Below are 19522 nucleotides of genomic sequence, written 5' to 3'. Positions count from 1 at the left end.
TTATTTTTCCTTACGCACAGGAATTGAGACTTTGCTAAGAATGTCATGAACAAGATCACTCGAGGTCATTCCCTCAAACTTCGCCTCTGAGTTCAAGATCAGACGATGGGATAATACGAATGGAGCCAAATATTTCACATCATCCGGTAGCACGAAGTCGCGGTCTTGCATAAACGCATAAGCCTTTGCCGCCTTCATGAGTGCGATCGATCCACGAGGGCTCACTCCTAGATAGGCAGAAGGGTGACGCCTCGTCTCTGAAACGACGTTTACAATGTAACGTTGAATATTTGGGTCCACATACACTTCAGCAGCTTGATTCTGTAATTCTACGAGTTCTTCCCGGGTCATAACAGCTTGAATACGATTAATCGGATGATCATTCGATACTAAATCAAGCATCTGCATTTCTTCAGCAGCAGTTGGGTACCCCATATTTAACTTCAGTAAGAAACGGTCTAACTGAGCCTCTGGCAATGGGTAGGTTCCTTCATATTCAATTGGATTTTGCGTCGCCATTACAAAGAAAGGGCGCTTTAATTCGACTGTATTTCCATCGACTGTAATATGACTTTCTTCCATTCCTTCTAATAAAGAAGACTGCGTCTTAGGCGAAGTGCGGTTTATTTCATCTGCTAGCACAATATTTCCTAAAATAGGTCCAGGACGAAATTCAAATTCGAGTGTCTTCGGGTTATATATCGAAACTCCTGTTACGTCAGATGGCAATAAGTCTGGTGTGAACTGAATACGTTTGAATTCACAATCGACGGACTTGGATAATGTTCGAACTAACATCGTCTTCCCTACCCCAGGGACATCTTCTAAGAGGACATGACCCTTGGCAAGTAAAGCCACGATACTTAACGTTGTCACTTCTTCTTTACCGATCATGACACTCTGTATGTTTTGAAATAAGTCATGTACTTTTCCATGAGCTAAATAGGTTTGCTGAGACATGAAATTCAATTCCTCCTATGAAATGATCTTCTAATATCTATTAGAATTTTTTGTCTATTCCAACTATACTACATCCTACCGGGCTATGCGCAATAGAATGCGTAGGAAAAATCTAGGTTGCCTCTTTGCCCTCCCCCTTACACCCGCCTGCATTTACGAAAAATGAGCATTTGTAGCGAACAGTTTGTCTATACCAATCTCTTTCTCTCGCATATGGTATATCAAGCTTCTAGAAATAGAAGCAAATTTCTATATTGGAAAGGAATTGGTAGAATGAATCATAGTAACTGTCAATGCAGCCACAGCAATCATTCCCATGACACAGATGGTCGCTGCCAGAGATGCAAAAAGTTCTGTAATAAATTCGAGTGTTGTTTAGAATTAAACCAAAATGCAACACCAACCCCGTGGACCAGGCAACAAGCTGAACAAATTCGAATTACGTCAGCAAACGCCGCTCCACTAATCCAGGAGCCATTTGAAGATACAGCACCTGACCTTTGGGTGTGGGATACGTGGCCCCTTCGTGAGAAAGATGGTTCGATTGCCGTTCTTCCTGGAGGCTGGCGCGTGATCTTCTCGCTTACAGCCCCTCGAAGTGTATTACCGGGTAAACGTCACGATATCGCAACCATTCGTTACTTCTACTCCCGAGATGGGCAAGACTGGATTCCAGGCGGAGTGGTATTCCCTGCAGGGGATGCATTAGGTTCTCGCCAATGGGCTGGGTCTGCTTTCGTTGAAAATGGTGAGATTTACTTCTTCTATACAGCAACAGGACGACGCAATGAGGCCCAGGTCACTTACGAGCAGCGAATGGCCTTTACAAAAGGGGAAGTCTTCTCAAATTTAAATGGGGTTCTCTTTGGCAACTGGGAAGAACACTCCATTATTCTTGTTCCAGATGGAATTTACTATCAAACACAAGAACAATCAAGTGGTGGAATTATTTATTCCTTCCGTGACCCTTGGTTTTGGATTGACCCAGAAAGCGGCTGTGAATATATAATCTTTGAAGGAAACACCGCAACTCCTCAGCAACCGATTAATCGTGAATGTAACCCAGAAAATATTGGAGACGGAGATTTCAGGAGCGGTAACGATGTTCCAAACGGTTCTGCTCAATTTAACGGAAACGTCGGTGTCGCTCTTCTAAGAAGCAGCGACTATCGCGAGTGGGAGCTTCTCCCTCCAATTCTTGAAGCAGATTGTGTAAACCAACAGCTTGAGCGCCCTCACATTGTCTATGTAGGCGGACGTTACCACCTCTTTATCGTAAGTCACAAATTTACGTTCGCTCCAGGCCTTGAAGGTCCAGATGGTTTATATGGTTTCGTAGCTAACGATTTCAGAGGGACGTATGTTCCATTAGGGGAAGGCGGTCTTGTTGTAGCGAACCCACCAGAAGAACCCTTCCAAGCTTACTCATGGATTGTCCTTCCAGACCTATCAACGCTTAGCTTTATCAACTACTACAACCTAGAAGGGATCGGCTTAAACGAATTACCATCACTTCCGGATCAATTCGTCTTCAATCACTTTGGCGGAACACTAGCGCCGACGCTGCAACTATCCATTAACGGGACACAAACACAGATCGTGAATGAATTGGCACAAGGTTTAGTGATGGAATCCTCTACAGAAGGGGCTCCGTTTACACCAGTGTGTGAACGAACCGATCATTGTGGAGGTCGAAGAAATGTAACAAATGAGGACATGAATATGGATGAAGATGTTATGGAAGAGAGCATGTCTGATAATGGTCTGACGGACGATGGAATGAATAGCCGTTCAAGTCGTGGCGGCAATGGAAATCAAGGGAATCAACGGCGCCAACGAGACGTTACTTGCGAATGTGAAGTAGATCGTAATGGCCATGTTTGTACCCATTGTCACCGACCTCGGCGTCGCAGAAATCAATAAGGAGAAAGGGCTTCCCTAGCGGAAGCCTTTTTCATTACGAGATGAACACTCCCTCACCTCTCACATATTTCCAATTTTATCATATGTAGTAGATCCGTTAAACGCATATCACTCCCCAATCCAGTAGCTTCCTCAAATTTAAAACTATCAACGATTCAAAGAAGAATGATAAACTATTTAAGTTATTCATTCATGTAACCTAGGATTATTCATCATAAGGAGTGTACACATTGAGTAGTAAAGCAACCTTCTCAACCAATACGATGGAGACCTTTCAATGGTTTGTCTTTCTTCTAGCGAGTTCAGTCGCTATGCCGATCGTTATTGGATCCATTTATCAATTAGATTTCATAGAAATATCAGGCCTGATGCAGCGAACCTTCTTCACTGTAGGAATTGCCTCTTTGTTACAAGCGCTGTTCGGGCACAAACTGCCGATTTTTGAAGGACCAGCCGGAATATGGGTCAGCATTTTCTCTGTTATGGCCATTACAGGTATCCAAGCGGGTGGAACGTATAAAGGCACCCTCCAAACCCTTGAAGCTACAATGATTGTTACAGGAATCTTTTTATTCCTATTCGGTGCTTTTAAAATTTCTCAGAAAATCTTGCCTATCTTCACACCGCTCGTTACAGGGACATTTTTCCTACTCTTAACCGTCCAATTAAGCGGAACCTTTCTAAAAGGAATGCTTGGACTCCAAGGTGAGGCTAGTGTTATTCAAGGAGAACAATCTCTACTCGCCTTTTTAACCTTCTTTATCGTCCTCGGCTTATCAACGTTTGCGAGAGGATGGTTAAGCAGTTATGCCGTCTTTATCGGGATCATTATCGGGTGGATTGCTTTTCGGATCGTAGTAGGAGGACAAGGGGAGCAAGCTTCAGTGAGCCTGTTTGCTGCACCTGAATGGTTTGCCTTTGGAGCGCCAGCCTTTGATTTTAGTATCATTCCAATTGCATTTATAACCGCCATCATATCGATTTCTAATATTGTCGCTTCCATTGTTGCGGTGAAGCAGACGTTAGGAATGAAACAAGAAGACCATGGCGAAGAAGTGAATAAAGGAACAGCCTTCTCCGGGATCAATCACGGAATTGCCGGTGTATTTGCTTCCGTCGCCAACGTCCCTTTAGCCACTTCTGCTGGATTTATCGCCTTAACCGGCCAAAAGCGAAAGCAACCTTTTATTTATGCAACGATCCTACTTATCATTATTGCTTTCTTCCCACCGATCGTAGCGTTTATTTCAAGTATCCCTGCGCCGATCGCCAATGCGGCTTTAATGGCCTCCTTCGTGCAGCTCGTCGGGTTAGCCTTAAACAACGTAACCATGCAACCGTTGGATTCAAGAAAGAGCACCATTGTCGGAGTCGCGTACTTATTTGGTATGGCAACGATGTTCCTTCCAGCTGAAGTATTCTCAGACCTCCCAGCCCTCGCTCAAAACCTAATGAGCAACGGCCTTCTCATTGGCACAGGGCTTGTCATTCTTTTTGAACAAGCATGGAAAGTGAAAGAAGATTAAATACACTCTAAAAATCTACCCCTATATGTTATGTAACGCTCAATTAAGGGAAGTATACTAATGGACTTTTTCAAAAAAAGGAGTGGGAATCATGAACAACAAACAATTCGATAAGATCAAAAACGGTAAAGGATTTATTGCAGCCCTGGACCAAAGTGGCGGAAGTACACCTAAAGCTTTAGCTGACTACGGGGTACCTGAAGATGCTTATTCAGGCGAAGATGAAATGTTTGACCGTGTTCACCAAATGCGTACTCGTATCATTACTTCCCCTGCTTTTGATGACCGTATTTTAGGCACGATCCTTTTCGAACAAACAATGGATCGTGAAATCGAAGGCAAATATACTGCTGACTATCTTGCGGAAAAAGGAATTGCTCCTTTCCTTAAAGTGGACAAAGGGTTAGCAGATAAAGAAAATGGCGTTCAGCTCATGAAACCGATCCACGACTTAGATGAAACCCTAAGCCGTGCAACAGAACGTAATATTTTCGGTACGAAGATGCGCTCTGTGGTCCATGAACCAAACCCAACAGGAATTAAAGCTGTTGTAGATCAACAATTCGAAGCGGCTAAAAAGATCATGGAAGCCGGTCTTGTTCCGATTATCGAGCCAGAGGTAAACATCCACAGTGAGGACAAAGAGAAGTCTGAAGAAATTCTGAAAGAAGAAATTCTTCAGAACCTAAACAGCCTAGCTGAAGATGAACATGTCATGTTGAAGCTATCTATTCCAACTAAAGCAAATGCATTTAAAGAACTAGTCGAACATCCACACGTTGTTCGTGTCGTTGCTTTATCTGGCGGTTACTCTCGCGATGAAGCAAATGAGAAGCTTAAAGAAAACGAAGGCGTGATCGCAAGTTTCTCTCGCGCGTTAGTTTCTGACTTAAGCGCTAATCAAACAGACGAAGAGTTCAACAAATCACTTGATCAAGCGATCGAGAAGATCTACGATGCATCTGTAAATAAGAAATAAACCAAAAAAGGCCTGACTCATTTGTCAGGCCTTTTTGTACCATTAAGAAGTCTGAAACCCCAAAGACGTCTACAACGATGGATTTTGATACAATAGAATAGGCACGTCATGAACGAAATTCAAAGGAGGCGAATCATGAACGAAAAACACACCCTTCAACAGCTCGATATCACACGATCTTCACTCCTTAAAGAAGTTGAAGATATTGAAGAAAAAGAGGCAGATCAAATTCAAGACGGCTTTCCGAACTCCATCCGCTGGCAACTCGGTCATGTCTATTTATCTACTGAATTTCTCGTGTTTAAAAAAGCTGGTGAATCTACTAATATCCCAGAAAACTACGGAAGTTTCTTTGGTGGTGGCACACACCCAAATCAGTGGGAAGCGACACCTCCAGAACTAAGTGAATTAAAAGAACTGCTGAAAGATCAAAAGAAACGTCTGTTAAGTACCTTCGAAGGGAAAATGGACAATGCCTTAGAGGAATCCTTCCAACCAGGACCTTTCAATATTGAATCGGTTGGAGCGATGCTTTTATTCTCAGCAACGCATGAAAGTGAACACATCGGTTGGATCAAAAGCATGAAACGCGCTGTTCGTTCATAAGCTACAGATTCGCACTGAACAAGTCATTAAAAAAAGCTTCTCTCTTCAATCCACTTGAAGGGGGAAGCTTTTTTGTATAGGTTTCACAGCACTCGTAATCCTTGATCAAACGTTTGATCAAGGGTGAAAATACTCTCTACTCGCCCTTATTCCATCCTTTTTCTTTTGGCTTCAAAATACAGCATGTAAATAAATTTCTTCGTATCAATCCGGACTCGATTCACATTCTTATCCTTCCCCTGATCCAACTTCAACATCTTCTTTCGGGCTTGTTCATAATCAAAGAAAGTCGACGCATATTTGTCAAAGACAGGATGGGCGAAATCATTCAGCCCCAAGGATGCAATATAGGAAAGCCCTTGGTGGACCACTCGTCGGACACGTTGTTCAGACGCTTTCACCTCACGTTGCAATACAGAATGTTTCGCTTCGTCCCCAGCGCGACTGACTGCGATTTGATGATAGATGCCTTTAAGGGACATTGTCTCTTTCCCTTCTAACCCCTTATCCTGATCCATGTATTCGATCATCTCGAGTAAATCTCTCGACCCGATCTCCCCAATGACTCCCAGTTCAACTAAGATCGAATGACCTTCCTCTTTCAAACTTTTATTGGCTACAGATGTTCTGGCTGTGGCAGTGGCAGTATTTTGACCCGAAATAACATTTAAAGATTGCTGGATTGTGTGAATGGATTGATCCAACACAATTCTCTCATTTACTTTAGAAAGAATACTTGTTACTTCGATACGGTTTAACGGCTTTGTAATATAGTATTCTACCCCTAAGGAATAGGCTTCCCCTATTAAATCCTTTGACTCGACCTGAGAAATCATAACGACCTTCCCTGTAAAGTCATGCTGAATCTGACGCAGCGTTTCCAATCCGTCTCTCTTTGTCATTAATAAATCGATAATACGAATGTCGACTTTGTTGGTTTTCAGAACATGAGCATCAAGAGCCGACCCATCCTCTCGTTCTCCAACCACTTCTCCGAGGTCCTCATCTTCAATCATTTCCGTTAACATGGCTCGAATTGTTACATCATCATCTACTAGAAAGTAATTCATGCTATTGCCCCATTTCCACCAATTTTGCTTGAGGAATTCGAACGAAGAAAGTCGTCTTCTTTTCCTCTTCATCCACTAAGTTGATGCTCCCACTCATCCCCTCTACAACCTCTTGCACATAACTGAGTCCGATCCCTGTCGAAGCCTCTCCTGAAGAATCAAATTTAGATGTATACCCGTGCTTGAAAATCATTTCTCTCATTTTCTCAGGGACCCCTCGCCCATTATCTGTTACCTTACATTCAACTTGTCCATTCCGCTCCCTAACCTCAAGATCTATTCTCCCTTTATCTTCGATTGCTTCAACTGCATTCGAGATCAGGTTATTCAGGACAGAAAGCAGCGCATATGTAGGATACGGAGGATGATTCCCCTCATACACTAGACGGATATCAATCTGTTTTCCGAGGTACGCTGCATATTGTTCATTTGCTTGTTTGACAATCTTCCCGATCCTCTCCACATGTAAATAAGTGGCCTCACCTTCCCTTGAGATGACTTGAGATAACCCAGCGTAAATCCGCTGGTTGCCTTTCTTAATTTCGTGTACCCGACTAGCGATACCAAGAACCGCTGAAGAACGTTCTGTAACGGGTAACTCTTGTATGTTTCGATACAAATCATAACTTTCTTTCGTAACCATTTCCGCATCTTTCATAGATTTCGATAATTGCACCGCTTCCGCATACAAGCCTGAGACCACCATCATCATATGTTCAGATTGCTGCTTATGTTGCTCCTCTTCAATCTTAGCCTGTCGATACAGTAAGATATTGAAGAAACCTAATACAAAGAAACTGCGGACGACGGCGACTTCTAACAGTAACCAAAGGTCAAACCCTACAGCTTGATCAGCCACTCCACTTCTGATCACCATCTCAGCCATGCTCGCCATTACTTCTAATAAAACCCCGCATCCCCCAACGACTAACGGTTTTGTGTAATAACGAGGTACGTTCAGAAGCTGGAACAATCCACCGTATGTCAGGTAGTAGAAGAAAACAGGGAAGTGAAGCATGAACGCCTCGCTTACGCCCACCTCACCACTAGCTACTCCAAGCCCTACTCTAAACAACACCACACACAAAGCTACCGATAATATAAGCGTATACTGATGCAAACTTCTTCTCCATAGAAGAAAAAAGAAAAATAAAGGAGTCCCAAAACTAACACGAAAGTTTCCTTCCACTGGATAAAACTTTAGTTCTCCCGCCAATGGAACCATCACCATCACCAACAGCAGGAAACCAACCTTCTTTTTATTCATTCCCTTACCTCCTGCCCAAGTCAAATAAATTTTCTGACTTTTTCTCGTAGATTTCAGTAGTTTTTCGTATGTACTTGTAGGTATGCGCTTACATTATTCATTACATCATTCAGGGAGGGTTAGAATGAAAAACAATCTTGTTATTCAGATACTGTTCGCTTTCGTTTTAGCGATTGTCTTAGGTGCTATTGTAGGTCCTGATCTTGAAATCGTACAGCCTTTAGGCGATCTTTTTTTACGCTTAATCCAATTTATCATTGTTCCGCTTGTCCTCTCATCCCTTGTGGTCGGAGTGGCGAGCACGGGAAACCTTAAGGAATTAGGTCAATTAAGTTTTAAAACCGTATCGTATTATATGGTCACAACAGCCATCGCCATTTCAATTGGGCTCTTCTTCGGAACCCTTTTCTCACCTGGGACAGGGGTAGACATCGATGTATCTTCCAATCCGTCTGTTGAAGCTCAAGAAACACCGGGGATTAAAGATACCTTACTCAACATCGTTCCAACCAATCCGATTGCCGCCTTAACAGATGGCAATATGCTTCAAATTATCTTCTTCGCGATCTTTCTAGGGATTGGGATTACGATGGTCGGCGAGAAAGCCCGCCCTCTCTACCAGTTATTCGAACAACTAGCTGAAGTCATGTATAAGATCACAGGCGTTGTTATGAGATTTGCTCCGATTGGCATCTTTGGTCTGATTGCTCCAACGGTTGGGGAGTATGGATTAGCGGTTTTATGGCCGTTATTAAAAGTAATCCTCGCTTTACTGATTGGTTCACTTGTTCACGTACTTATCGTTTATTCTTTATCAGTTAAATATCTAGGGAAGATGAGCCCGATTGTATTCTTTAAAAACATTATGCCTGTAGCCATGGTTGCTTTCAGTACATCGAGTAGCTCCGGAACATTACCGATGACTATAAAATATACCGAAGAACAACTAAAAGTTCCGAGAAAGATCAGCAGCTTCGTTCTCCCTCTCGGAGCCACCATTAACATGAATGGAACCGCACTCTATCAAGGGGTCTGTGTGCTGTTTGTCGCACAATACTTTGGAATGAACCTAACCTTTGTAGACCAGCTAACGGTCGTATTAACAGCAACACTCGCTTCCATCGGCACAGCCGGTGTCCCAAGCGCAGGGCTAATCATGCTTTCCATGGTCATGACTTCTATCGGACTTCCTTTAGAGGGAATCGCCTTACTTGCAGGAATCGACCGCATACTAGATATGATCCGAACATCAGTCAATGTATTAGGGGATGCTTCTGCAGCCGTTGTTGTCAGTTCAAAAGAAAGAAACCAAACAGAGCCCGAAAACCAAGAAGAAGAATATGCAGCTGTCCATTATGGTTGACCCACATAAGACTATTACACACGGAAAGGAACGGTATATATGACGCATCATTTTCGAACAGAATCAGATTCTCTAGGGAAGAAAGAAGTACCACTAAACGCCTATTACGGCATCCAGACATTGCGAGCACAAGAAAACTTTCCGATCACTGGTTATAAATTAAATGAAGCGTTAATTTACAGCATCGCTGCAGTCAAGAAGGCTGCAGCACTAGCCAACAGGGACATTCACCAGCTCCCTGCCGATATTAGTAGAGCAATCGTTCAATCTACTGATGAAATCCTTAATGGCGACCATCATGATCAATTCCTCGTGGACCCTATTCAGGGTGGAGCCGGTACTTCCCTGAATATGAACGCCAATGAAGTGATCGCCAACAGAGCGTTAGAAATTATGGGAAAGAAAAAAGGGGATTACGAATCGGTTAATCCGAATAACCACGTCAATATGTCTCAATCAACGAACGATGTCTTCCCAACGACCATGCACCTGGCCATATCTCAGGTAATGAGCCAGCTCGAAGATGTTATGAAGGAGATGGCAGCGACTTTCAAGGACAAAGCAGATGAATTTGATCACATTGTTAAAGTAGGACGTACCCATCTACAGGATGCAGTCCCGATTCGATTAGGCCAAGAATTTGAAAGCTATCATCGTATGGTGAAAAGAGATCTTAAGCGAATTGAGCGTACGAGAGAGAACTTCTATGAAGTGAATATGGGGGCTACTGCTGTCGGGACAGGGTTGAACGCTGATCCTACGTACACAAAACTTGTGGTTGAGCACTTATCTTCCATTAGCGGATTACCTTTAGAATCCGCTGAGAATCTGGTCGATGCCACTCAGAACACAGATGCTTATACAGAGCTATCATCAGCCTTAAAGAATACGATGACCAATCTCTCTAAAATCGCTAATGATCTACGGCTCATGGCCTCAGGACCGAAGAATGGCCTTTGTGAAATTCTATTACCTGCACGACAGCCAGGGTCATCTATTATGCCTGGCAAAGTAAACCCCGTGATGCCAGAAGTAATCAATCAAATCGCTTTTCAAGTGATTGGCAATGATCAAACCATCAGTATGGCTAGTGAAGCCGGTCAATTAGATTTAAATGTAATGGAACCTGTCCTGATCTTCAACCTGCTTGAATCGATGACTGTGATGAAGAACGGGTTTCAAGTCTTCACCGATTTATGCTTGAAAGACATACAAGCAAACGAAGCCGCTTTAAAAGATCATGTCGAGAAAAGTTTAGGCGTTATCACAGCACTAAGCCCTCACATTGGATATGAGCAATCAGCCAAGATCGCACAAGAAGGAATCAAAACGAACAAAAGCATTCGTGAATTATGTAAGGAGTACAATATTTTAAATCCCGAAGACCTTGAAGTCATATTAGATACGTATGAAATGACTTACCCAGGTATTGCAGGATCGCATTTGAAAGAGAAAATGACGGTTTAAGCTTTCTTTCCACCCTTGATCAAACGTTTGATCAAGGGTTTGTCCAACGTAAAGAAGGAGCACTGGATTAATCCAGTGCTCCTTCTTTAGGTAGCCGAAACCAAAAGGTATGGTCGTTCCCATCTGATCGCAGGCCAATCTCCCCTTCATGGCGTTCTACGATCTCTTTTGCAATAGCCAGTCCAAGACCCGTACCACCGGTTTCCCTGCTTCTTGAAGGGTCAGAGCGATAAAAGCGCTCAAAGATTTTCTCTTGATCCTCTTCTTCTATCACCCTTCCAGGGCCTCGAATAGATAATTCATACGCATCCTGATCTATCTTTCCTTCAATTACTAGGGGTGCTCCATCTATATAATATTGAATGGCGTTATCTAGAAGATTATTCAGCACCTGTTGAACCCCCTCCTGGTCCACAAGCAATTCCTGAGACTCTACTTGAACCTCCCATTCAATTCCTCGTTGCTCTAAGGTTCTCTTAAAGGTTAAGACAGAAGTTTGGACCACCTCCTGTATATTCACCCTCCCCCTTTTAGCCAGGCGTTGGTGAGATCCATTGTCCCATTCTTTTAATTGATCAAGCTGTTGGATCATATGAGTGAGACGCTTGGACTCTTCATATAGACTGCCATATAATTCTTGGCTCCCGTCTATCACACCCGACTTGAGGGCATTTAAATAGCCGCTAATATTCGATAATGGGGTTCTAAGTTCATGGGAGAGATCAGTAACGATTTTCTTTCGTTGATGTTCATTTGCTTCTAATTGTCTGACCAATTCATTGTAATGCCCTATAAACTCATCCATTTCGCTACCATTACTCATCGAGATCGGCTTAGGATACTTTCCTTCTTTTAATGTTTTGGTTGTCTCAATTAAATCTCTCACAGGCCTTAACAGTTTCTTGGTAAATAGATAATTGACCATACTCCCCAAAATGATGGCGCACAAACTAAAGATCCACAGATATTGAAAAAGGGTTTCACGAAAATGCGACTGACGAACAGTACCCGTATCCATATTCGCCACCAGGAAGCACGCCGTATTATAAATAGACCACCCACTAATGCCAACAAAGATCGTAATAATGAACACATTTAATATGGTCATCCGAAACAGGAATCCCTTGTGCCAATGAGAGGAGATCCATTTATTCAGTGACAAATTTATACCCCATTCCTCTAACCGTTTGTATTCTCTTAGGGTGTGATGGGTCTTTTTCAACCTTTTCCCGAAGTTTCTTGATATGAGCATCGATTGTTCGATCTAACACGGTTTGTTCCGCTAATGGGTAGAGATTTTGCAAGAGTTGTTCCCGGGTTAAGACTCGATTTGGGTTGGTCATAAAATAATAGAGCATATTAAATTCATATTTCGTCAGGTTCACCGCTGTTTCATACAGGAGGACCTCGCCTTTACGGGGTTTAATACACAATCCGTCATGCACGATTTTTTGGCAAAACTGCCCTGTTCGACGGAGAACCGCTTCAACATGAGCGACTAATTCATCTGGCTCAAACGGTTTCGTTAAGTAATCATCCGCCCCCATACGAAGCCCCGTGATTTTATCACTCGTTTTTGCTTTAGCCGTAAGCATAATAATCGATACTTCATTTCTCTCCTGTTCCCTAATCCATCTGCAAACCTCTTCTCCACTCACCTTCGGAAGCATTAAATCCAATATCACCAAGCAAGGATGATAGGTCAGGAAAGCTCTTTTGGCTTCTTCTCCATCCGCAGCCTCGATCGTTTCATACCCCTCTTTATTTAAATAGATCGCAACGAGTTGTCGTATCATTTTGTCGTCTTCTACGATTAAAATTGTTTGTTTCATAGGCATCACCACTTTATAGTATCTTTCTTACTTCATGTTCTCAAATTGCTGCACCATTCGTTCGTAATTCATAGCCCCCAATGATTTGTGTTGAATGATCCCTTCTGAATCAATCATATATGTAGTTGGAATGGGCCTGATCTGATACATAGTCGCGACTTCATTCCCTTGATCTAAAAGAACGGGAAAGCTTAACCCATACTCCTTTTTAAACGCATGGACATCGTCCACCTTTGCTTCTGTTCCCGTTAAATTAACAGCAAGGATCGTAACGTCTTTATTCTGATAGAACTTCTCCATATCTGGCATTTCCGCTCGACAGGGAGGGCACCATGTAGCCCAGAAGTTCAGCATAATCCTTTCTCCTTTATAGTTCGATAAGGAGGCTTTCTCTCCTTGTAACGTTTTTACTTCAAAGTCAGGTGCTTTCTGTCCGACCTCTAACCCTTCTTCTATATTAGCTCCAGATTCCCCTTGCCCATTAGAATTCTGTTCCAAAACGTCTGACGTATTTTGCTCCTCACTAGTAAAATCGTAAATCGCCCATCCAAACATCCCTACGAAGATCGCCACAATGATGATACGCTTTATATTCATCGTTCTCCTCCTATCCTAAATTTGAAAACCAAGTTCCATCGAGAAGTTGCAACAGGTAGTTTGAGAGACTAGCCATCTGTCCAGTAAACAGCAACACACCCATTCCAATCATGATACTTCCTCCAATTTTCATGAAACGTTCACTGTATTTCACAATCCACCTGGTGGAACCAAGGAAGAAAGAAAGTACAAGAAACGGAACAGAGAACCCGATGATATACATAAGGGTATACAAGGTTCCCTCTGTTGGATTTGTCCCTGCTACGACGAGTATGGAAGCAAAGATCGGTCCTATACACGGTGTCCATCCAGCGGCGAATCCAACACCTACAAACACCGTCCCCAGGTAGCCCGCAGGCTTTTTGGCCAACCTCATTCTCTTTTCATTCATAAAGAGCGGAATTCTTAACCACCCCGTTATTAAAAAGCCCATTAAAACAATAAAAATACCAGCTAAACGCTGAAGCAAGACTCCTGAATTCCCGGTTAACAATCCTTGAATCCATTGACCAAGCAACGAAACTCCAATTCCAAGTCCCATAAAAATCAGGGACACACCTAGTAAAAAGAATATGGAGTGGAGGAGTAATGTTTTCCGAATCGCAAACGAAGAAGAGTCCTTCAATTCTTTCACGCTAACTCCTGTGATATAGGACAAATAAGCAGGAAATAAAGGTAGCGTACATGGGGATATAAATGAGAGCACCCCTGCCCCAAATGCCAGCCAGATTGTAAGCTCTGCTGCAGAAGCTGTCATATTCTCACCTTCTTTTTATAGAATAACGGAATGAACAACATTCCAATGAAAATCCAAAACCATAGATCGACTTTGTAATGAAAGAAAAACGTTTCACCAAATTGTAAAGCCAGTATAAGCTTTCCAACACTAAGCGCCCCCGCTATTCCCGCCCATCCACTTGTCGCTGAATCTCTGTTGATTACTACAACTTGCCAGATCACAAGGACGACCCCGAGGGCCATTTCTCCTAAGTAAACCGCTCTGCCTGATGCCCAAATTACCGAAATAAAGAAATAAACAAAGGAAGCATAGTTCAGCATGACAAGCGCGGATAAGCCTATCCCCTGAAGTTTCTCTCGATCCCGGTACGCCCATAAGCTATATAAAACGGTGAAAACAATACCTATATAGAGCGCTTGATGATTACTAGGATAAATAAGTATCGACACAGGATCCTCAAAGAATAACCTCCATTTCAATAAGACCTTCCCTATCCAAACAAAAACGACCAGCCAAACAAACAGTCCAATCATTTCACTAAGTACATGACGTGTCCTCGTTTTAGAAAACGGACTTGTCAACATAAAGAAGAACACACCACTTCCAAGGGAAATGGTTAAGACCACGAGGTGAACCGGTAAAACAAGAGGACCTAATACCACCTTTTGAATCCCCCTCCTTTTCTTCTGTTTACCATCACACTATAAAACGAATGTGAAAATTTGATGAAAGGAATAAAGTTCGTTCTTCATTTGTAAATGAATTACGGAAGGGTCTCACGAGGAGAATCTAGGTAAGAATAAAACGATTAGACCGTTTCTCCCATGCGGTTTGGTGTCTTGATCAAACGTTTGATCAAGATTCCTAAGAGGCGTTGAAGTGCTTGTAGTGAAGAGGAGGACGAATGAGAAGACATAAAATAAACCTCTCAAGGATTTAACCTTGAGAGGTTTACTAGGAAAGTTCTTATTGTCGTTTTAGACTGATTTCACGGCACCTGTAACGGATGTGGATCCGCCAACAATTTGGAACTCTTTGCCGACTGTAGAATTATCTTGCAGACTCGCTAAGATCACACTTGCTACATCTTCACGTGGAATCTCGCCTCTTTCTACCTTTTCAGCTGCTTGAATCTGGCCTGTTCCTTCATCATTTGTCAGCATACCTGGATGGATAATGGTATAATCCAGGTCTGTTCGGCGTAACCAATCATCCGCATAGTGCTTCGCAGCTACATAAGGGGAGAAGGAAGATGGAGCTTCCTGGATCGCCTCACGTGTCGTATCAAATGAACTAATCATGACGTAGCGCTTCACTCCTGCAGATTTAGCGGCTTCAATGGTTTTCACGGCACCGTCTAAGTCAATTAGCATTGTTTTGTCAGGTCCTGTGTTAGGTCCTGAACCTGCAGTGAATACAACAGCGTCCACACCTTCAGTGGCTTTCGTAATCTCGTCTGTGTTTCCTTCTAAATCGACAACAACAGGCTCCGCACCTAAGTCTTTAAAGTAAGATGCTTGTTCTTCTTTACGTATCATTGCCTTCGCTTGAAGACCTTCTGTATCCTGGATCTTCTTCACAAGATGTTTCCCAACTTGACCATTTGCTCCTACTACAAGTACTTTCATTCTGATTCATCCTTTCTATACATTCTTCTTTATTCTTATCCTAAACATTTCTAACCATAATGGGTGCACCCTTATCTATAACCCAAAATACAAAAAAAGAAACGAATGAATGTTCTTTCCGCTCTCTTCCCCTCAACCCTGACTGCTTTATTTCTGCTTATAAAAAGGGTCATCTCCCAATTATTCGGGTATACAACCTATAAGACGATGAAGGAGGATGAAACAATGGATGCAAAGATTATAGGAGGCGTTTTCTCAAAGGTTAATCATGCAGAAAGCGCAATATCAGAATTGCAACACCTCGGATACGATTCTAAAGATATTTCTATTTTTGCGAAGGAAGAAGAGAAGGTAAATCGATTAGAGGATGAAAAGGAGAAGTCCATATCTTCAAATGAAGACGAAATTGCAGATGGTGCTGGCAGCGCCACTGGATTAGGAGCCATTGCCGGAAGAAGCTTAGGCGGGATTGGCGGCTTACTCACAAACATTGGTCTCATATCTGTACCCGGTGGCGGAAACTTAACCTCAGCTGGCCCCATCGCCTTCAACTCAGAGGGACGTAAAGATGGAGTCTCTCGTTCCCTTCAAGATTCCGGCGTACCCGCGGAAGAGGCTCAAAAGTACGAAGACGAGGTAGAGAATGGGAAGATAATTGTGCTTGTAGAAGCAATCGGAAATATGCAAGATGACGTTCACCGAATCTTTCGAACCAACCACACGGAAAATAAATCTATGTATCCTGATCATTACTAATTCAAGACTGTTACAGAATTCCACAAATCATTTTAAAAGGGGACACCAAGGACCAAGAGTTGCACCACAACGTCTAACCCGGTAATATTTCCCCGGAAATTGTTGAACCTACACGTTCCATTCGACACACGCTCCCTACTAACTCAGAATTCACCCCAAAGAAATCAACATGAATAAACCCGCTTACAACCGCCTTATTGTTATGAACGACATAAAAAAAGCGTCATGAATAATGGCGCTTTTTGACATGCAATTATTACTTCATTCCGCATCGCTTACACGTTGTTTCTCCTTCCATAGCTGCATGAAACAATACCTTGTATACCTTTTGCTTGTCCTTCTCGATTTCCTCGCCACATAACACCCTGTTATTCCGGTCCCTCCAACCTGGCCCGATAAAACCCAAAAATAAAACGAGTCCCACAGCTAACAGCGCCCCCCATATAGTAAGAAAATCCACCACACCAGAGACTTCTCCTTTCTACCGTGTTTATCAATCAAACCGACCGATTCTGAAACAGAAACTTCACTTTCTGTAGATCCGCCAAAAACCCCATGCCATCCCTGTTAAAATGACACCGAAAAGGATAAACATCCCTACAAAGCCCATTACGTCAAGCATTTCTCCGCCCCCTTATATCATAAAGATCGTCAACACCAGGAAAGCTAGCGTGCCAAAGAACGACACACCAACTTTCTTCTCAGCACTCAACGTATTTCCTTTAACCTTTTGAACAATGGCTAACACAAGAAGGTATACTAGAAAGAGAAAGTAGTAAAAGATGAGATAAAGACTCAGGCGATGCTGTTGAATTACTTCCCTAAATGAGTCCGTCATGAATCCAGTAATAAATAAGAGGAGAGATGCACCTAAGAAAAGAGCCAAAGTCAATGGTGCACTGCTCCAAAAATGAGATGTAAAAATGGTCGGACTCTTTTTTAATTGTAGACGAATGATCAGACTGAAAACCCCGACGGTTAAAGCGAGAAATAGAATCATCAGAACTGTGGGGCCCAGACTATGAATTTTTGAAGAAGTCATAGGCACAGCAATCGCCTGGTTGAATTGTTCTGCTATGAATGCCAGTATCCCTAACAATACGACGAGAATAACTTGCAAAAGCGTCCAGCGTGAGAAAAACATAATTATTGCCCCTTGCATCAATGAATACTTCTCTTTCCTTATATACGTCCGTATCCCTCTCGTGGTTTCATAATTTTACCATTGATATCAGGAAGTTCTCCAATTTCCAAACCAACATAAAGAAGACCACCTACTCAGGTGGTCTTCTCTAACGATTAAGTGATCTTCCTCTACATGTTAAGCAGCAGGATTCTCCATTAAACCGGCCCCCAATTGATCAAGACCCCTACTGTTAGCATAATCACCGCAATAACAACCCATATCAGCAATAACGGAAGCATCCATTTCGCCCATTTAATCCATGGAACTCCCGCTACGGCTAGACTGGCCATCAGTGGGCCTGACGTCGGGAAGATGCTATTCGTGAAGCCATCACCGAATTGATAGGCCTGTACAGCTACTTGCCTCGTAATACCGACCATATCCGCTAATGGAGACAAGATCGGCATAGAGATCATAGCTTGTCCACTCCCAGATGGAACGAGGAAATTCAAGACCCCATTGGCCACAAACATCCCGAGCGCAGAAAGAACAGGCGTTAGTCCCTCCAGTGGAACAGATAAAGCATTTACAGCTGTATCGAGTATGCTCGCATCCTCCATAACGATTAAAATGGCCCGAGCCACCCCGATAATCAACGCACCATAAACAAGCTTTTGACATCCTTCTAGAAAGGTGAGTGCCACCTTATTGTAATTCATCCCTGCTATGATTCCGGCTACAAGCCCGATGATAATAAAGAAAGCAGCCATATGATTGATCGTCCATTTAAACTGAATCGTCGCAAATATAAAGAACAATAGCGCAGCCCCAACGAACCCAAGGATCCACTTATGTCGCCCGGTAAAGGGCGCCTTTAAATCTTCTTCCGCCTCCTCCTCATCTAGTATCCCGACCAGACTCTTTGAAGGATCATGGAGCAGTTTCTTCGTATAACCCCATGTATAAAGAATCGTGGCTCCTACAATAAAGACAAAAGCGATAATTCGTAAAAGCATCCCCGAGAAAAGCGGAATATCCGCTATAGATTGGGCAATTCCTACGGTATATGGATTTAAGAAGCCAACATTAAACCCGGCAAACGTTGCTCCAAATGTAATAGACACCGCTACAATCGCATCCAGCTTCAAGGCTCTGGCAATGATCACCCCGATTGCCACAAAAGGAATAACCGAATTCGCAACAGCCCCAACAGCTCCACCAAGAGCGAACAAGGTAGATACAATCGCAATGAGCCAGAACTCTTTCCCTCTCGTCTTGTTCACAGCCCTGATAATTCCACCTTTAATCGCACCAGAACGCTCAATCACTTCAAACGCCCCTCCTGCAAACAGAACAAGAAAGATTAACCCTCCAGACTGAACCATCCCTTCTTGTAAGGCAAGAAAGATATCCATAAAACCAGCCGGATTCCCATCCACCTCACTATATGTACCAGGTATAACCCGCTCTACCCCCTCAATCGTTTCCCTTTCAAAAGAACCAGATGGAACCAGATAAGTCGCAATCGACGCTACAATTAATACCGCAAATAAAATCACATACGTATCCGGCATCTCCCACTTCCCATTTCTCTCCGTTTGACTCTCCAAACCCCTCTCTGGTGAACTCATGCCAAAACATCCCTCCATATAAATATTCATCCTCCCTCTTACAACGCGGTAC

18 protein-coding genes are annotated in these 19522 nt (G+C 43.0%); 7 read left to right on the top strand and 11 right to left on the bottom strand.

Features of this window, described 5'->3' with window-relative positions:
* Entirely contained in the window at positions 1-960 is a 960-nt protein-coding gene (locus tag LQ226_RS19900) for an AAA family ATPase (RefSeq protein WP_231419788.1), read from the bottom strand.
* A 273-nt stretch (positions 961-1233) separates the two neighbouring features.
* Between LQ226_RS19900 and LQ226_RS19895 the strand changes: the two genes are divergently transcribed.
* The 4 genes from LQ226_RS19895 (at position 1234) to LQ226_RS19880 (ending at position 5994) form a co-directional block, all read left to right on the top strand.
* The gene (locus LQ226_RS19895; RefSeq protein ID WP_231419787.1) at positions 1234-2883 is read left to right on the top strand and encodes a glycoside hydrolase family 68 protein; all 1650 of its coding nucleotides are present in this window, start codon (positions 1234-1236) and stop codon (positions 2881-2883) included.
* Between the two features lie 230 nt (positions 2884-3113).
* The gene (locus tag LQ226_RS19890; protein WP_231419786.1) at positions 3114-4409 is read left to right on the top strand and encodes a purine/pyrimidine permease; all 1296 of its coding nucleotides are present in this window, start codon (positions 3114-3116) and stop codon (positions 4407-4409) included.
* Positions 4410-4500: 91 nt separating this feature from the next.
* Positions 4501-5388, top strand: coding sequence for a fructose bisphosphate aldolase (locus LQ226_RS19885; protein ID WP_231419785.1), 888 nt, complete (start codon positions 4501-4503; stop codon positions 5386-5388).
* A 135-nt stretch (positions 5389-5523) separates the two neighbouring features.
* Positions 5524-5994, top strand: a complete 471-nt coding sequence (locus tag LQ226_RS19880) for a DinB family protein (protein WP_231419784.1) — start codon at positions 5524-5526, stop codon at positions 5992-5994.
* Positions 5995-6140: 146 nt separating this feature from the next.
* Here LQ226_RS19880 and LQ226_RS19875 read toward each other — a convergent pair whose 3' ends face one another.
* Positions 6141-7064, bottom strand: coding sequence for a response regulator (locus LQ226_RS19875; RefSeq protein ID WP_231419783.1), 924 nt, complete (start codon positions 7062-7064; stop codon positions 6141-6143).
* Between the two features lies 1 nt (position 7065).
* A complete protein-coding gene (locus LQ226_RS19870; RefSeq protein ID WP_231419782.1) occupies positions 7066-8331 on the bottom strand; it encodes a sensor histidine kinase in 1266 nt (421 codons plus the stop codon).
* A gap of 124 nt (positions 8332-8455) precedes the next feature.
* Here LQ226_RS19870 and LQ226_RS19865 point away from each other — a divergent pair, with 124 nt between their 5' ends.
* Positions 8456-9694, top strand: coding sequence for a dicarboxylate/amino acid:cation symporter (locus LQ226_RS19865; RefSeq protein WP_231419781.1), 1239 nt, complete (start codon positions 8456-8458; stop codon positions 9692-9694).
* 39 nt (positions 9695-9733) lie between these two features.
* A complete protein-coding gene (gene aspA / locus LQ226_RS19860) occupies positions 9734-11161 on the top strand; it encodes an aspartate ammonia-lyase (RefSeq protein ID WP_231419780.1) in 1428 nt (475 codons plus the stop codon).
* A gap of 67 nt (positions 11162-11228) precedes the next feature.
* Here aspA and LQ226_RS19855 read toward each other — a convergent pair whose 3' ends face one another.
* The 6 genes from LQ226_RS19855 to LQ226_RS19830 form a co-directional block, all read right to left on the bottom strand.
* The gene (locus tag LQ226_RS19855) at positions 11229-12269 is read right to left on the bottom strand and encodes a sensor histidine kinase (protein ID WP_231419779.1); all 1041 of its coding nucleotides are present in this window, start codon (positions 12267-12269) and stop codon (positions 11229-11231) included.
* 40 nt (positions 12270-12309) lie between these two features.
* Entirely contained in the window at positions 12310-12993 is a 684-nt protein-coding gene (locus LQ226_RS19850; RefSeq protein ID WP_231419778.1) for a response regulator transcription factor, read from the bottom strand.
* 27 nt (positions 12994-13020) lie between these two features.
* On the bottom strand, positions 13021-13590 hold the full coding sequence (locus tag LQ226_RS19845) for a redoxin domain-containing protein (protein ID WP_255688878.1): 570 nt from the start codon (positions 13588-13590) through the stop codon (positions 13021-13023).
* A gap of 10 nt (positions 13591-13600) precedes the next feature.
* Complete coding sequence (locus LQ226_RS19840; protein ID WP_231419777.1) at positions 13601-14347, bottom strand: cytochrome c biogenesis CcdA family protein; 747 nt, start codon at positions 14345-14347, stop codon at positions 13601-13603.
* Positions 14344-14991 (bottom strand): hypothetical protein, encoded by a 648-nt coding sequence (locus tag LQ226_RS19835; protein WP_231419776.1) that lies wholly within the window; start codon positions 14989-14991, stop codon positions 14344-14346. Before LQ226_RS19835 ends, LQ226_RS19840 begins: the two co-directional genes overlap by 4 nt.
* A 315-nt stretch (positions 14992-15306) precedes the next feature.
* Complete coding sequence (locus LQ226_RS19830; RefSeq protein WP_231419775.1) at positions 15307-15957, bottom strand: SDR family oxidoreductase; 651 nt, start codon at positions 15955-15957, stop codon at positions 15307-15309.
* A 225-nt stretch (positions 15958-16182) separates the two neighbouring features.
* Here LQ226_RS19830 and LQ226_RS19825 point away from each other — a divergent pair, with 225 nt between their 5' ends.
* Entirely contained in the window at positions 16183-16713 is a 531-nt protein-coding gene (locus LQ226_RS19825) for a general stress protein (protein ID WP_231419774.1), read from the top strand.
* A 634-nt stretch (positions 16714-17347) separates the two neighbouring features.
* On the opposite strand, the gene LQ226_RS19820 is transcribed toward LQ226_RS19825, so the two are convergent.
* Both LQ226_RS19820 and LQ226_RS19815 read right to left on the bottom strand, forming a co-directional pair.
* Positions 17348-17875, bottom strand: coding sequence for a hypothetical protein (locus tag LQ226_RS19820; RefSeq protein WP_231419773.1), 528 nt, complete (start codon positions 17873-17875; stop codon positions 17348-17350).
* Positions 17876-18054: 179 nt separating this feature from the next.
* Positions 18055-19470 (bottom strand): YfcC family protein, encoded by a 1416-nt coding sequence (locus LQ226_RS19815; RefSeq protein ID WP_231419772.1) that lies wholly within the window; start codon positions 19468-19470, stop codon positions 18055-18057.
* Between the last annotated feature and the right edge of the window lie 52 nt (positions 19471-19522).

This window comes from Pontibacillus sp. HN14 (assembly GCF_021129245.1).
Classification (GTDB): Bacteria; Bacillota; Bacilli; order Bacillales; family BH030062; genus Pontibacillus.
Note: the sequence above shows the minus strand (reverse complement) of the source record. Positions and strands in the feature narration are given on the sequence as shown.

Excerpts from the sequence above, each read along its gene's own strand:
- LQ226_RS19900 (WP_231419788.1), bottom strand. The coding sequence starts at position 960 with ATGTCTCAGCAAACCTATTTAGCTCATGGAAAAGTACATGACTTATTT.
- LQ226_RS19895 (WP_231419787.1), top strand. The coding sequence starts at position 1,234 with ATGAATCATAGTAACTGTCAATGCAGCCACAGCAATCATTCCCATGAC.
- LQ226_RS19885 (WP_231419785.1), top strand. The coding sequence starts at position 4,501 with ATGAACAACAAACAATTCGATAAGATCAAAAACGGTAAAGGATTTATT.
- LQ226_RS19880 (WP_231419784.1), top strand. The coding sequence starts at position 5,524 with ATGAACGAAAAACACACCCTTCAACAGCTCGATATCACACGATCTTCA.
- LQ226_RS19875 (WP_231419783.1), bottom strand. The coding sequence starts at position 7,064 with ATGAATTACTTTCTAGTAGATGATGATGTAACAATTCGAGCCATGTTA.
- LQ226_RS19870 (WP_231419782.1), bottom strand. The coding sequence starts at position 8,331 with ATGAATAAAAAGAAGGTTGGTTTCCTGCTGTTGGTGATGGTGATGGTT.
- LQ226_RS19865 (WP_231419781.1), top strand. The coding sequence starts at position 8,456 with ATGAAAAACAATCTTGTTATTCAGATACTGTTCGCTTTCGTTTTAGCG.
- aspA (WP_231419780.1), top strand. The coding sequence starts at position 9,734 with ATGACGCATCATTTTCGAACAGAATCAGATTCTCTAGGGAAGAAAGAA.
- LQ226_RS19855 (WP_231419779.1), bottom strand. The coding sequence starts at position 12,269 with ATGACCATATTAAATGTGTTCATTATTACGATCTTTGTTGGCATTAGT.
- LQ226_RS19850 (WP_231419778.1), bottom strand. The coding sequence starts at position 12,993 with ATGAAACAAACAATTTTAATCGTAGAAGACGACAAAATGATACGACAA.
- LQ226_RS19845 (WP_255688878.1), bottom strand. The coding sequence starts at position 13,590 with ATGAATATAAAGCGTATCATCATTGTGGCGATCTTCGTAGGGATGTTT.
- LQ226_RS19840 (WP_231419777.1), bottom strand. The coding sequence starts at position 14,347 with ATGACAGCTTCTGCAGCAGAGCTTACAATCTGGCTGGCATTTGGGGCA.
- LQ226_RS19830 (WP_231419775.1), bottom strand. The coding sequence starts at position 15,957 with ATGAAAGTACTTGTAGTAGGAGCAAATGGTCAAGTTGGGAAACATCTT.
- LQ226_RS19825 (WP_231419774.1), top strand. The coding sequence starts at position 16,183 with ATGGATGCAAAGATTATAGGAGGCGTTTTCTCAAAGGTTAATCATGCA.
- LQ226_RS19820 (WP_231419773.1), bottom strand. The coding sequence starts at position 17,875 with ATGCAAGGGGCAATAATTATGTTTTTCTCACGCTGGACGCTTTTGCAA.
- LQ226_RS19815 (WP_231419772.1), bottom strand. The coding sequence starts at position 19,470 with ATGAGTTCACCAGAGAGGGGTTTGGAGAGTCAAACGGAGAGAAATGGG.